At 47.7% G+C, this 14,735-nt stretch carries 13 protein-coding genes; 1 reads left to right on the top strand and 12 read right to left on the bottom strand.

What is annotated here, in order from left to right:
- Nucleotides 1-97: 97 nt before the first annotated feature.
- The 11 genes from rnr to JOD02_RS07530 form a co-directional block, all read right to left on the bottom strand.
- Nucleotides 98-2,224, bottom strand: coding sequence for a ribonuclease R (gene rnr, locus JOD02_RS07580; RefSeq protein WP_204488371.1), 2,127 nt, complete (start codon nucleotides 2,222-2,224; stop codon nucleotides 98-100).
- 197 nt (nucleotides 2,225-2,421) lie between these two features.
- Nucleotides 2,422-2,973, bottom strand: a complete 552-nt coding sequence (locus JOD02_RS07575; RefSeq protein WP_204488369.1) for an HDIG domain-containing metalloprotein — start codon at nucleotides 2,971-2,973, stop codon at nucleotides 2,422-2,424.
- A 311-nt stretch (nucleotides 2,974-3,284) separates the two neighbouring features.
- Nucleotides 3,285-3,524 carry a preprotein translocase subunit SecG gene (gene secG, locus JOD02_RS07570; protein WP_204488367.1) on the bottom strand — a complete coding sequence of 80 codons (240 nt, stop codon included), beginning with the start codon at nucleotides 3,522-3,524 and terminating at the stop codon, nucleotides 3,285-3,287.
- 172 nt (nucleotides 3,525-3,696) lie between these two features.
- On the bottom strand, nucleotides 3,697-4,992 hold the full coding sequence (gene eno / locus JOD02_RS07565) for a phosphopyruvate hydratase (protein WP_204488365.1): 1,296 nt from the start codon (nucleotides 4,990-4,992) through the stop codon (nucleotides 3,697-3,699).
- Between the two features lie 238 nt (nucleotides 4,993-5,230).
- Nucleotides 5,231-6,778: a 2,3-bisphosphoglycerate-independent phosphoglycerate mutase gene (gpmI, locus tag JOD02_RS07560; protein WP_204488363.1), complete on the bottom strand. Its 1,548-nt coding sequence runs from the start codon at nucleotides 6,776-6,778 to the stop codon at nucleotides 5,231-5,233.
- A gap of 9 nt (nucleotides 6,779-6,787) precedes the next feature.
- Entirely contained in the window at nucleotides 6,788-7,534 is a 747-nt protein-coding gene (tpiA, locus tag JOD02_RS07555; RefSeq protein WP_204488361.1) for a triose-phosphate isomerase, read from the bottom strand.
- A gap of 225 nt (nucleotides 7,535-7,759) precedes the next feature.
- Nucleotides 7,760-8,956, bottom strand: a complete 1,197-nt coding sequence (locus JOD02_RS07550) for a phosphoglycerate kinase (RefSeq protein ID WP_341534557.1) — start codon at nucleotides 8,954-8,956, stop codon at nucleotides 7,760-7,762.
- A 9-nt stretch (nucleotides 8,957-8,965) separates the two neighbouring features.
- A complete protein-coding gene (locus tag JOD02_RS07545; RefSeq protein WP_204488357.1) occupies nucleotides 8,966-9,979 on the bottom strand; it encodes an ArsJ-associated glyceraldehyde-3-phosphate dehydrogenase in 1,014 nt (337 codons plus the stop codon).
- Between the two features lie 95 nt (nucleotides 9,980-10,074).
- Nucleotides 10,075-11,130, bottom strand: a complete 1,056-nt coding sequence (locus tag JOD02_RS07540; protein WP_204488355.1) for a sugar-binding transcriptional regulator — start codon at nucleotides 11,128-11,130, stop codon at nucleotides 10,075-10,077.
- A gap of 173 nt (nucleotides 11,131-11,303) precedes the next feature.
- A complete protein-coding gene (gene trmL / locus JOD02_RS07535; RefSeq protein WP_204488354.1) occupies nucleotides 11,304-11,804 on the bottom strand; it encodes a tRNA (uridine(34)/cytosine(34)/5-carboxymethylaminomethyluridine(34)-2'-O)-methyltransferase TrmL in 501 nt (166 codons plus the stop codon).
- A gap of 11 nt (nucleotides 11,805-11,815) precedes the next feature.
- Nucleotides 11,816-12,769: an L-lactate dehydrogenase gene (locus JOD02_RS07530; protein WP_204488353.1), complete on the bottom strand. Its 954-nt coding sequence runs from the start codon at nucleotides 12,767-12,769 to the stop codon at nucleotides 11,816-11,818.
- Between the two features lie 282 nt (nucleotides 12,770-13,051).
- Here JOD02_RS07530 and JOD02_RS11650 point away from each other — a divergent pair, with 282 nt between their 5' ends.
- Nucleotides 13,052-13,927, top strand: a complete 876-nt coding sequence (locus tag JOD02_RS11650; RefSeq protein WP_279380670.1) for a lytic transglycosylase domain-containing protein — start codon at nucleotides 13,052-13,054, stop codon at nucleotides 13,925-13,927.
- A gap of 217 nt (nucleotides 13,928-14,144) precedes the next feature.
- Here JOD02_RS11650 and JOD02_RS07520 read toward each other — a convergent pair whose 3' ends face one another.
- Entirely contained in the window at nucleotides 14,145-14,603 is a 459-nt protein-coding gene (locus JOD02_RS07520; RefSeq protein ID WP_204488352.1) for an Hsp20/alpha crystallin family protein, read from the bottom strand.
- Between the last annotated feature and the right edge of the window lie 132 nt (nucleotides 14,604-14,735).

Here is a 14,735-nt window from a genome sequence, read left to right as displayed (position 1 = left end):
GCACAAATAGGGTTCATCTCACTGCTACCTCCTGTTCAATTGCAATCCAAGTATACCACACATCAAATAACATGTCAATAAGGGGACGGGGCTGTTTTTACTGCTCCACCAGCACAAAGTCGATATTTCTCGATGCTAGGTCCACTCCAACAACTCTTATCCTGACAGCGTCTCCGAGTCGGTATATCCTGCCTGTCCGCTGGCCGATCAGGCAATAGTGCTTTTCATCGTAGACGTAATAGTCATCGTCCATCGTGCTGATGTGCACCAAGCCCTCAACGGTATTGTCCAGTTCCACATATATGCCGTAATTGGTGACACCCGATATGATTCCGTCATACTCCATGCCGATCTTATCGAGCATGAACTCGGCTTTCTTCAAATCGTCAACCTCGCGCTCCACTTCATCAGCAACGATCTCGCGCTCCGAGCAGTGCTCAGCCATCTCGGGCAGAATGCTTTCAAGCCTGGCTATTCTATCCGAATCCAATCTGTTGTGCAGCATATCCTTTATTATCCTGTGGTCCACCAGGTCAGGATACCTCCTGATGGGCGAGGTAAAGTGGCAATAATGCTCTGCCGCCAGGCCAAAATGGCCCGTGTTGTCGGGGCTGTACCTGGCCTTTTGAAGCGACCTGAGCATGACGGTATTTATTATAGCTTCTTCCCGGGTCCCGCGGATCTTCTCCAGCAGCTGCTGCAGCGTCTTGGGATGTATCCTCCCACCGATGCCCTTCAGGTGATACCCGAAGTTGTGTATGAACTCGTTGAACTCCAGCATCTTTTCAATGTCGGGGTCCTCGTGTATGCGGTACATGAAAGGTACGTTCCTCCAGAATACATGCTGCGCTATGGTCTCGTTGCATATCAGCATGAACTCCTCTATCATGCGCTCGCTGACGCCGCGGGTATACAGCCTAACATCAACCACCTTACCTTCTTCGTTTAAGGTTATCTTGGCCTCGTTGAGGTCAAAGTCTATGCTGCCCCTTCTCATCCTCCGTCTGTGAAGTATTTCGCTCAGGCGCTGCATGTTCCTCAAATCCTCCAAGAATTCGGCGTACTTGGGCAAAAGCTCCTGGTCATTGTCTTCCAACACCCTGTTTACCTCTTCGTATATCATGCGCATCTTGCTGCGGATGACGCTCTCGTATATCTGGTAATCCACAACTTTACCTTCCTCGTTAATCTCCATCATGACCGAAATGGCAAGGCGGTCCTCGTTAGGATTTAAGCTGCATATGCCGTTGGACAGCTCAGGCGGCAGCATTGGTATCACCCTGTCCACTAGATACACGCTGGTGCCCCGTAAATATGCTTCCCTATCTATGGGTGACCCTTCCTTCACGTAATGGCTTACATCGGCTATGTGCACGCCCAAAAGGAAGTGCCCGTTGTCCATTATTTCCAGGGAAACCGCATCGTCAAAGTCCTTTGCATCGGCGCCGTCGATGGTAAATGTCCGTAAGTGCCTGAAATCCTGGCGTCCCACCATGTCCTCTTCCCGCACCGTCTGGCTGACTTCAGCGGCAGCAGCCTCAACCTCGGCAGGGAATTTTTCCGGCAACTTATACTGCCGTATGATGGACAGCACATCAACCCCAGCATCATCCTTGTGGCCCAGAACCTCGATGATTCTGCCTACCGGATTTCTCCTTTGTTCGGGCCATTTGTAGACCTCCACCACTACCTTGTAGCCCGTTCTGACATCAACGCCGTCTATTGAAGGAACAAATACGTCCATGCCAATCCGTGGATCGTCGGGCACTACAAACCCATGATGGCCCTTGCCGTTGGCCTCAAAGGTGCCGACTATAGTCTTGTTGGCACGCTCAAGTACCTTGTACACCTCGCCCTCACGGGACGGATAGCCATACACGTTGGACAAAAGGCGCACTATCACCCTGTCATTGTGCATGGCGCCGTTCATGTTCTCGGCCGATATATACACGTCCTCCTCTGCAGGGTCATCTGGGATCAAAAATCCATATCCCCTCGGATTGCCCTGGATCCTGCCTATTATATACCCCAGCTTCTCGGGCAGGGCATACTTCTTTTTCTTTGTCTGGATGATCTGCCCATCCTTGACCATCTCATTCAGTATGGACTGGAGCATCCTCTTTTCTCCGGGCGAAATGCCAAGGACCTCCATTAGCTGCTCGATGTACATTGGCGGTCTTTTGTCTTCATCTAAAATCTCGAGTATCTTTTCCTTTATCTTCAAGCCTTCCTTCCTCCACTTCATCTGTGTTAGTTTACCTAACACTTAGCTTACAATTTTGCTCAAAGCATTACGCAGTGTAAAAACGCTGTACGTATTTTCATAGCTTTTTCATATAGTTTAACCCTTTTTACCCCATCACAAACAGAAAACATTCTAAACAAGTTACAACCTCCAAGCAATTTGAGCTATAGCCGCAATCACAGCCCCAGATCGCCGCCTATCGCCCGCATGGCGTCAATTGCCAGGCTAATGAACTCTTCCAAAGAAAGCCCTAGCTCCTGACAGCTCATGATTTGCTCTCTCGAAGCGCCCCGAGCAAATGATTTTTCCTTGAACTTTTTTAACACAAACTCTGTATCCACGTCTGCCAGCTTTTTGCTAGGCTTAACCAGCGCAGCAGCCACTATCAGTCCGGTTACAGGGTCGGCAGCATACAATGCCTTGTCAAGCTTGGTCACACGTTGAAAACCCGTAGCCTCATTGTGGGCCTTGACGGCGTTTACCTCTTCCTCTCCCATTCCTGCCTCAAGAAGCATCTGAGCACCTATAAGCCCGTGCTGCGACGGAGCGTCGGCAGTCTTTTCATAGTCGACGTCATGGATAAGGCCTACCACTCCCCATTTTTCCTCGTCCTCACCCAGCCTCCTGGCCAGAGCGCGCATGACCGCTTCGGTGGCCAACATGTGCTTTACCAAGTTGGCATTTTTGACGTTTTCGTTTACCATCTTAAGCGCTTCTTCCCTTGTCATCCTTACTACCTCCCAAATAAATATAATTGTGCGTTCAGTGTGCCTGCAATGCCATGGTGAAAACGAATTGCAGCCTTATATAACAGAAAAAAACGACCACTGGGTCGTTTTTGCCATCTACCTTTATATCGTGATCCAATATATAATCCAGCTCATCTATTTACTGTTTATTAATGACGTCTTTACCTTATAATAACTTAAATAGAGGGTTAATAACCCTTTTAGTTCCTCATTTTCCCTAAATTATCGCTCCATTATTACCCTCTTTCACATTCTCACATTCATCAAAATGGTGTCCACAGCCACTTCTACTATTCCAGAATGACCAGAACCAGCGCAATCACTATAAACAACACAGCCGATACCTTAGTCCACCGCTGGAGCTTCCCCTCAAAACTCCTAGCCTTGTTCTTACCGAAAAACGTCTCGGCACCCCCTGCAATAGCTCCCGACAATCCGGCTTTCCTGCCTGACTGAAGCAGCACAACACCTATCAGAAAGATTTCTACCAATACAAGCAATCCAGTAAGTATATTCTTCACAACGGCCAAAGGAACTCCTCCTTCCTACAGATGACGGACTTATTGTACCATACCTTTCTGATAAAATCAAGGCAAAATTTTCAGTGGCCAGCAACTCACCTTCTGATGATTTTGGCTGCAACATTATTGGGCTGGAGCATAAAATAAATCCCCCCACTTTGTAAGTGGGGGGGATATCGCCTTATTTATTCTTCAGATTGAACCAGGCATTGAGGCCAGGATACTGCGCCACATCGCCTAATTGCTCTTCTATGCGGAGCAACTGGTTGTACTTTGCAACGCGGTCGGTACGGGATGGAGCGCCCGTCTTGATCTGGCCGGCATTTACTGCTACCACCAGATCTGAGATGGTGGTATCCTCAGTCTCACCAGAACGATGAGATACAACCGCTGTATACCCTGCGCGGTTTGCCATCTGTATGGCATCCAGTGTCTCTGTCAAAGTGCCAATCTGATTTACTTTAATGAGAATTGAGTTTGCAACTCCCATCTCGATACCCTTTGCCAGCCTTTGGGTATTAGTTACAAACAGGTCATCCCCCACCAGCTGTATCCTGCTGCCCAATTTCTTGGTGAGCAGCTTCCAGCCATCCCAGTCTTCCTCAGCTACGCCGTCCTCCAGCGATATGATCGGATACTTGTCAACGAGATTAACATAGTAATCTACCAGTTCGGCTGCCGTCCTTACAACGCCTTCTCCGGGGAAGTGATACTTTCCATCTTCTTCATTGTAAAGCTCGGTGGCGGCAGCGTCGATGGCGAGGCGTATGTCGTCACCCGGCTTATAGCCTGCCTTTTCAACGGCCTCAAGGATGACCTCGATAGCCTCCTCATTGGTCTTCAAGTTTGGAGCGAAACCGCCCTCATCGCCCACTGCGGTGCTGTAGCCCTTCTTATTGAGCACAGCTTTCAAGTTATGGAACACTTCGGAACACATGCGCAATGCCTCTTTGAAGCTGGTTGCTCCTACCGGCATGATCATAAATTCTTGAATGTCTACGGTGTTGTCGGCGTGCTTGCCGCCGTTCAGTATGTTCATCATGGGTACCGGCAGGACTTTTGCATTCGCACCGCCTATGTACCTATAAAGTGGCAAACCTACTTGCTCTGCAGCGGCTTTTGCAACCGCCAGAGATACGCCCAGTATAGCGTTAGCACCCAGCTTACTCTTGTTAGGCGTGCCATCAAGCTCTATCAACAGCTTGTCGATTCCCACTTGATCCAACGCATCCAATCCGATGATTTCCTCGGCAATCACGTTGTTTACGTTTTCTACAGCTTTTTGTACACCTTTGCCCATGTACCTCTTTTTGTCGCCATCCCTTAACTCGACGGCTTCAAATGCACCTGTAGAAGCGCCCGAAGGAACAGCAGCCCTACCTACCGCTCCCCCCTCCAGATACACCTCCACTTCTACAGTAGGGTTACCCCTTGAATCCAGAATCTCTCGCCCTATTACATCAACAATAGTCGTCACGGCTCTACTCTCCTTTCATTACAAGCTTATGTCAACTACTCCTACTTATAGAAGTAGGAGCTTCGCGCTTCAACAAGGCTCCTCCGCCTTTCGACAGGCTTGAGTTGGGGTAGTTCTTACCCTCCTATTTGTAAGGTGAGTGATTCCATTATCTGCCGCAATTCATCTCCAGCTTGTTATAACATTGTAAAAGATGTAGATTTCTTCTAAAGACGCAGCTAAATAATCGCCATTGTGTTCACTTCTTTAAAATCAGGCTCTCTCCTGTCATCTCCTTAGGTTTCTCAATCCCCATCAATTCGAGCATGGTGGGTATGATATCTGCAAGTCGTCCCCCTTCCCTCAAGGTCACATCCTTCCGTGTGTCATCTATCAATATAAAGGGAACGGGGTTTGAAGTATGAGCGGTATGCGGCTCACCGGTCTCATAATCTATCATCTGTTCAGCGTTGCCGTGGTCAGCCGTCACGATCACCTTGCCACCCCTTGCTCGAACGGCCTCTACCACTCGCCCCACGCATTTATCCACCGTTTCAACCGCCTCAATTGCCGCTTCCATGACGCCAGTGTGCCCCACCATGTCACAGTTAGCGTAATTTAAAATAATCACGTCGTATTCCCCTGAAGCGATCCTCCTCTCAACCTCATCGGTCACTTCAAATGCGCTCATGGAGGGCTTCAAATCGTAAGTTGCAACCTTGGGTGACGGTATGAGTACCCTGTCTTCGTTCTCGTTGGGGTACTCCACGCCGCCGTTAAAGAAAAACGTCACGTGTGCGTACTTCTCGGTCTCGGCAATCCTAAGCTGTTTTTTACCCAACTTACTTATATACTCGCCAAAGGTGTTGGTAAGAACCTGGGGCTCATAGGCTACATGGATGTTGGTAAATGTCTCATCATACTGGGTCATGGACACAAAGCATACAGGGAAATAGCCTTTGGCCCGCGGAAACTCATTGAATTCTGGCTGAATAAAAGCACGGGTAAGCTGCCTTGCCCTATCGGGCCGGAAGTTGAAGAATATAATCGAATCGTTGGGCCCAATTGTAGTAACCGGCTTACCATTCTCCAGCACCACTGTGGGGCGCACAAACTCATCGGTTACATCCGCCCTGTATGACTGCTCCATGGCCTCCACGCCTGAGGATGCAAACTCCCCTATACCCAAAACCAGCGCATCATAAGCCTTTTGCGTGCGATCCCATCTCTTATCCCTATCCATCGCATAATAACGCCCCATTACAGTGGCGATTTTGCCAAACTTATATTCATCAAGCTTTCGCTCAAGGGCCTCGATATATGACTTTCCGCTTGTAGGCGGAACATCCCTTCCATCGGTGAAGCAGTGTATGTAAACCTGCGGGAGACCACTTTTCTTTGCCAGCTCTACCAGTGCGTACAGGTGTTCAATATGGCTGTGAACTCCTCCATCCGAAACAAGGCCCATCAAATGCAGCTTTGTACCGTGCTTTTTGACATTCTCTATCGCAGTCAAAAGCGCCCTGTTATTAAAAAAGCTGCCATCCTCTATGGCCTTACTGATACGGGTAAGCTCCTGATATACTATTCTCCCAGCACCAATATTTAAATGTCCCACCTCAGAATTCCCCATTTGCCCTGCAGGAAGCCCTACATCAAGGCCGCTTGCCCCTATAGCTACATGCGGGTACTCATTCCAGTACCTATCCAAATTGGGAGTCCTGGCTTGATAGACCGCATTACCTTCCTTGCGATCGCTCAACCCAAACCCATCCATTATGATGAGGACGGTCAAATCCTTCTGCATATCTTCCTCCTAGTATTTCACGATTTTAGCAAAGTCCTGCGCTTTCAAGCTGGCCCCGCCCACCAGTGCGCCGTCAATCTCAGGCATGCTCATGAGCTCAGCGGCGTTTTCTGGCTTCACGCTTCCGCCGTACAGTATTCTCATCTGCTGAGCCGCCTGGCTGCCCAATACCTCTTCCACAACCTTGCGTATATAGCCTATTACCTCATTTGCGTCATTGCTGGAAGCCGTCCTGCCCGTACCTATAGCCCATATAGGCTCATAGGCGATGACCACTCTATCGGCCACATCAGGACTTAACCCTTTCAGCGCAGCGCGCGTCTGCCTGTCCACCACTTCCTCGGTAATCCCCTGCTCGCGCTGCTCCAAGGTCTCGCCAACACATATGATGGGGATAAAATTATGAACCACAGCCGACAGCACCTTTTTGTTTACCATTTCATCTGTCTCGCCAAAGTACTGCCTTCTCTCGGAATGGCCGATTATGACATACTCCACGCCTACCTCTTTGAGCATACCGGGAGCTACTTCTCCTGTAAATGCTCCCTGCTCTTCCCAGTGCATATTCTGGGCGCCCAGCTTGATGTTGGAGCCTACCAAAGCATCCTTCGCAGCCGGTAAACAAACAAAAGGAGGACACACAACCACTTCAACCTGTGCATCCTTCACCAAAGGTTTCAATTCATTTATGAGAGACACCGTCTCGGACGGCGTTTTGTGCATCTTCCAGTTTCCTGCTATGATAGGTTTCCTCATACTCAACTCTCCTTACATCACATCCCAACCTACCTGCCCGGGAAAACCCCGGGCAGCCATTGGTTGGGTAATCTATATAAAATTTAGGGGGCAATGTTGGCAACCTCACACTACCTTAATAAAATTACTTCTTAATTCAACACAACATTTATCTATTTAACATAACATTTATCGACATGTCAATACCTGTTTTAATTTGTAGAAAGCAATTTTTTGTTCTCAATCTCATCTATCGTTAAGGGCCGCAATTCCCGGTAGTACCTTGCCCTCCAGGAACTCCAGAGAAGCGCCACCACCTGTGGAAATATGCGTCATCTTATCGGCAAATCCCAGCTGCTCAACAGCGGCGGCCGAGTCGCCGCCACCAATGATGGTGGTACCACCGCATTCGCTTACATACTTAGCTACGGCCTTGGTCCCCTCGGCAAAGGCGGGCATCTCAAATACCCCCATTGGCCCGTTCCAAACGACGGTCTTGGCCTTCTTGATCTCCTCACCAAACAGTTCCCTGGTCCTAGGCCCTATATCCAAACCCATCCAACCGGGTTCTATCTTATCGCTGTCCACCACCTTGTGCGGTGCATCGGCCTTGAACTCCTGGGCCACCACGTTGTCCACAGGCAGTAGAAGCTTTACGCCCTTCTCCTTTGCCTTCTCCATAAGCTGCTTTGCCAGCTCGATTTTGTCCTCTTCTACTAAGGAATTGCCCACCTCATAGCCCTTGGCCTTAAGGAAGGTATAAGCCATACCCCCGCCTATAAGGAGGACATCCACCTTGTTGATGAGGTTCTCAATTACCCCTATCTTGTCAGATACCTTGGCACCCCCCAGAATAGCCACAAAAGGCCTGTCGGGATTCTCCAGGGCCTTGCCCATGACCTCCAGCTCTTTCTGTATCAGGTAACCCGCCACAGCCGGCAAGTAATGGGCAACCCCTTCAGTGGAAGCATGAGCCCTGTGAGCGCTGCCAAAGGCATCGTTGACATATATATCCCCCAACTGGGCCAAAGCCTTGGCAAACTCTGGGTCGTTCTTGGTCTCTTCCTTGTGGAAGCGAACATTCTCAAGAAGGACAACCTGCCCTTCCTTCATGTTGGCAACAGCATTTCTTGCGCTCTCCCCTATGACGTCTTTTGCCATAATGACTTCCTGACCCAGCAGCTTGCTCAAGTGCTTAGCAACGGGTGCCAGGCTGTATTTGGGGTCAAACCCTTCCCCTTTCGGCCTTCCCAAGTGTGACATAAGTATTACTTTGGCATTGTTTTTAAGTAAATACTGTATGGTGGGAAGAGCGGCCCTTATACGCGTATCGTCGGTGATGTTGCCGTTTTCATCCATTGGAACGTTGAAGTCAACGCGGACAAGCACGCGTTTACCTCTTACATCTATATCCTCTATGGTTTTCTTATTCACAAAGACCACTCCTTTACATTACAGGCCCTTGGATGCGATGTACATTACAAGGTCTGCCACCCTGTTGGAATAACCCCACTCGTTGTCATACCAGGCAACCACTTTTGCGAGAGTGCCATCTATCACCATGGTGGACAGAGCATCTACTATGGACGAACGAGGATCTTGCTTGAAGTCTATGGATACCAGCGGTTCTTCCTCATACCCGAGGATACCCTTCATGGGTCCTTCAGCAGCCTCTTTCAATGCAGCGTTGATCTCCTCTACAGTAGCAGGCTTCTCAAGGTCAGCCACAAAGTCGACTACCGATACGGTGGGTGTAGGCACCCTCATGGCAAATCCATTGAGCTTACCCTTAAGCTCGGGCAATACCAAAGCAACAGCCTTAGCAGCACCAGTGGTGGTAGGAATGATGGACAGTGCAGCTGCCCTTGCTCTCCTCAAATCCTTATGAGGCAGGTCCAGAATCCTCTGGTCGTTAGTATAGGCGTGAACGGTGGTCATAAGCCCTTTCTTAACACCAAACTTCTCATGCAACACCTTTACGACAGGAGCCAAGCAGTTGGTGGTGCATGAAGCGTTGGAGATGATGTGATGCTTTGCCGGGTCATACTTGTCCTCATTTACGCCGATGACGATGGTGATATCCTCTTCTTTGGCAGGAGCAGTGATTATGACCTTCTTGGCACCACCTTCGATGTGCTTGATGGCCTTATCCCTAGAAGTGAAGAGCCCTGTAGACTCGATTACGATGTCTACCCCAAGGTCCTTCCACGGCAGATTGGCAGGGTCTTTCTCAGCTAAAACCTTGATCTCTTTCCCGTTTACAACCAGCTTGTCGTCCTTTGCCACAACCTCGCCGTTGAACTTGCCAAAACAAGAGTCATACTTCAGCAGATGAGCCAGCGTGGCAGCATCGGTCAAGTCATTGATAGCCACAAATTCGATGTCGTTGCCGTATTTGTCCAAAGCTGCCTTGAATGCGTTTCTCCCTATTCTCCCGAAACCGTTAATACCAACCCTGATTGCCATATGTACATTCCTCCTCATTTTAAATTTTTATTGTAACCCATGAAAACATGGGACCCATACTAATGATATCAACTACACACGAAAAGTTCAAACTCTTAATTCGCATCGGGCTTATAATCCTCATTGTCCTCACATAATTGTATCATCTCTCGCGCTGCGCCTTCATCGGTCACTAATATGCCTTTTTTCCAATGTTTAAACACCGCCATTATGGCCTTTGCCTTTTGCCTGCCTCCCGCTACAGCTATAACCTTTGGAATGCGCTTTAAATTGTCCATCTTGAACCATATGGAGTTGCAGGCATAAACTATTTCGCCTTTTGAATTGAAAAAGTAGCCAAACGCCTCGGCCACAGCGCCACGCCTCTCTAGCTCTTCTTGCTGCTCATAGGTAAAGTTCCTTCTCTGCATCATATCCTGTGCCCGACCTATTCCATAAATAAGTATATCGGCATTTTGCAGGTTGTCAATAACGCTTTTTATATCCGGCTCACTTAAAAGCGTCTCCATCGACTCAGCCCTCAGCTGGTCAGGGATGTGAAGCAACCTGTACTGGCCTCCTAACTTTTTGGCAAAAATGGAGGCTATCACGTTAGACTGATGCTCTACCTCCCTGCCCATTCCACCCCTGGCGGGCAACACCACTACATCGGTACTATCGTTGACAGGCGAAAGGGCATCAGCTACCGCCCCTACGGTAGAACCGCCGGTCACAGCTATTATATTGCCCCGCTCAATAATGCCTTCTAAAAATCTGGCTGCAGCTTTGCCTATATCTTTCAAAACCAGAGGGTCCTCATCCACGTCCCCACTTACCACTATGGCGCGTTCCAAACCCAGTATATTCTGCAGCCTCTCCTCCAACCTATTGAGGCCTTTGAGCTCGTGAGTAAAATCTTTAAGCCCTTCCAGCAACAACTCGCCTTCTCGAGTCACTTTCATCCCCAAAGGGCTAATCTCCAGAAGGCCCGCATTTCTCAAAAATTCCGTCTCGTTACGTACCGTCCTTTCTCCCATACCCAAACGCGATGCCAGGGTTCTCCTGCCTATTGGCTGTAAGTTATATACATTACGCAATATAGTATATCTCTTCTCATATACTTCTATTAACTCTGGTACTATCTTTTTCAAAAGTATATGGGGCTGTAACATAGACTTCCCCCTGGACTAAAATTGTCCCGCCGTGCAAAAAACGTCCCACCGCGAATATAAAAACACCTCTAACACAAATGTACATCCACCTTATATTTACTCTATTTATTTTATACTAAACAACCAAAAATTTCAATACAACAGCGGAAAAAAGTCAAAAAATATTACAATCATCAACCACCGTTTGTCTCAGACCTTAATCTCCCCTTAAGCTCCAGTCCAGGAAAGCCCAATTGCCTTAACGCTTCATATACTATGATGGCCACAGAATTGGACAGGTTCAAAGACCTGGCCTCAGCCCTCATAGGAATCCTTATACAGCGATCATAGTACCTCCTTAACAAGTCCTCGGGAAGCCCGGCAGTTTCTTTCCCAAAAAATATAAAGCTGTCAGGGGTATACCGCACCGAAGCGTAATCCCTGGCCGCCTTGGTGGTGGAAAAGTAGAAATCCCCCTGCGGATACCGAGCAAATATTTCATCAACCGAATCGTGATAATGTATCTCCACCAGGGGCCAGTAATCCAGTCCCGCCCTTTTGAGGTATTTATCCTCGGTGGAAAAGCCCAGCGGCCTCACCAAATGAAGGATGCATCCGGTAGCGGCACAGGTACGAGCTATATTACCTGTATTTTGAGGAATCTCTGGCTCCACCAGGACAACATGTAAAGGCATGATGACCCCCCTTAAAATCCCGCTTCTTTTAACCACCCTTTTAAAACCTCGGCTGACCTTCTGAAGCCTTCCTGCTCAGATTGGCTTAAGGGAAGCTCTAACACACGTGCAATTCCCTTAGCATTGACCAGCGTGGGAAGGCTCAGGCATATCTCCTCTACACCATAATAACCCTGCATAAGCGACGATACCGGAAGCACCACATTTTCGTCTCTCAATATAGCCTCAACTATGCGCCTTACCGCAAGGCCAACAGCATAATAAGTAGCACCTTTGGCTTCGATTATTTTGTAGGCCGCATTCTTCACCTCCTCAAATATCTTCATCTTTACGTCCTCTTCACAGCTTCGCCCACACCTCAAGCAATACTGCTCTATCGGCATACCGGCTATATTGGTAATGCTCCAAGCAGCTACCTCGCTGTCACCGTGCTCGCCTATTATATATGCATGGACATTTTGAGTAGCCACATGGCAATGTTGCCCCAGCAGGAATCTGAAACGCGCACTGTCCAGGACGGTACCCGAACCCATGACCTGGGAGGGAGGCAGTCCCGAAATCTTGAGCGTCACATATGTCAGTATATCCACCGGATTGGTTACTACCAGTATTATGCAATCCTTATTGTGCTCCACAATCCTGGGTACAATGGAGCGAAAAACCTCTATGTTTCTCTTAAGCAGGTCAAGGCGGGTCTCACCCGGCTTTTGAGCCACTCCTGCGGTTATTATAACCACATTGGAATCAGCACAATCCTCATATGTGCCGGCGTGTATTCTGACCGGAGGAACAAAGGCTATGCCGTGATTCAGGTCCATCACCTCACCCTCCAGCCTTTTCTGGTTTATATCCACCAGTGCTATTTCCGAAGCCGTTCCGCCCATCATTAACGCATAAGCGGTAGTGGCTCCCACAAAACCAGACCCAATTATGGTCACTTTGTTACCATAAAATTTTGTTTTCACAAACAATCACCTATCCCTTTCTATCCTTAGATTTACGGTTTTTATTTTAACATTTTTTTGTATATTTTACCATTGCTTTTACCAGCTTTTTAATGCAAATGTTAATTCTCAATTTAAAGTAATCCCTGTAGAGCAACTTTTTATTCAGCAAATACCTGTGCCGTCCTAATCCTAAATCACTCAACACCAAAAACTTCGACAACCTTTAAAATGAAAATAGGACAAAGGGGTGCTTGCTTAAACCTCCGTTCAGTGGTAAAATGTGCAATGAGGTGATACCCCTTGTCCAATATAGTACGCCAGATATTTGAAGAAAAGCTAACAGAAATACAGGGACGTCTGCCTTACGGCGTAAACTTGGGCAGGCATGAGAGAAATGCCATATCATTTAAAGAGGTACTAAAACAGGCTGAAAGCGTTCAGCAAGCGGCTTTAAAACAGCCAAGTCAACAACAAAAAGAAGAAAACTCAAGCGTAAATACACCAGTCAAAAGCATCAATCGTACAAGTTTTCCCAATATACACATTCAACAACTAAATAGCCAAAACGTGTACAACCCCTTACTGTTTACTGCCCTTCTAAGCTCCTTAGGCTCAAGTGAGCTGGGTATGAATGAAATTTCTTCGCCATTTGGCTTAAGCAGCACCCCTTCACTTATCTATACAAACCTACTGCCTCTCATGGAATTATATTCACAACAAGCATATGGGGCGATGTATGCCTGGCAGCCGCTGATATATCAGCTAGGCTTACAAACCCAATTTGATGGCATCATCGAACAGATAGCCAACAGGTATGGGATAGATCCAGCGCTAATTAAGGCCATTATCAAAGTAGAGTCAAACTTTAATCCGTATGCCGTCTCTCCTGCCGGAGCCTTAGGCCTCATGCAGCTAATGCCAGCTACTGCCAAATCCCTTGGGGTTACAAACCCGTTTGACCCCGCCCAAAATATAGACGGCGGGGTGCGGTACCTGCAAAGCCTACTTAATCGCTTCAACGGCAACCTAGACCTTGCTTTGGCAGCTTACAACTGGGGACCGGCCAACATTGAATCAAGAGGCATCACCGATTTAAACGACCCTATACAGTTTGCAATGCTTCCTGCCGAAACGCAGAATTACATAAAGAAGATTCGTCAACTGCTCTCAGCTTAAAAAATAAACTGGCATATGACCAATCGCTTGAGAATCGGTTTGTGAAAATCCATTTAACAAAATATATTCGATGCAACGCTGAACGTATACAAAAACGCGCTTTGATTCATATTTATCAAAAAACAGCAGGCTCAAAATTAACTAACAATCGTTTAAGAGCATGAAAAGGGGGTTACAGCCATAATAGGCCGTAACCCCTTTGTTCTTCCCCAAACCGTTAACTGATATCTATCTTCCTGCCGCGCCGTGTGTATTCCTCGGCCTTGGGCAGCACAACTCTTAAGATACCATTCTTGTACTCTGCCCTTACGCCGTCCTCCTTCACACCTTCCAGGATGAAGGTGCGGGATACCTCGCCATATCTCCTCTCGCGGCGTATATAATCTGCTCTCTCTTCATCAACGGCCTCTTTGCGCCTTGCAGAAATGGTCAACCTGTCATCAAACAGCTCGATATCGATATCTTCTTTATCAAATCCTGGCAGTTCAGCCTCAACGATGTATTCCTTATCGGTTTCTTTGACGTCTGCGCGCATACCGGCTAAACCAGAACCAAACCCGGTTAAAAATCCCATATCAAAGAATTCATCCAAAAGGTCTCTCCCGAAAAAGTCTCTAATCCACTCACTCGGAGTTAATGCTTGACGTCTCCTCCTGAAGGGAGTAATATCACGCATGTATCACCACTCCTTTCCTAAAGAATAATTTTTATTCTGTTTTTTTACTTTTAAGTATCTCCTCTTGAGTTCGCTTTTATTATAAAAACTAAAGTCAAAGTAAGTCAAAGTCAATTGAATGTTATTAAAGAA

The organism is Caldicoprobacter guelmensis (genome assembly GCF_016908415.1).
Classification (GTDB): Bacteria; Bacillota; Clostridia; order Caldicoprobacterales; family Caldicoprobacteraceae; genus Caldicoprobacter; species Caldicoprobacter guelmensis.
This window is presented reverse-complemented; position numbering and strand designations above follow the sequence as displayed.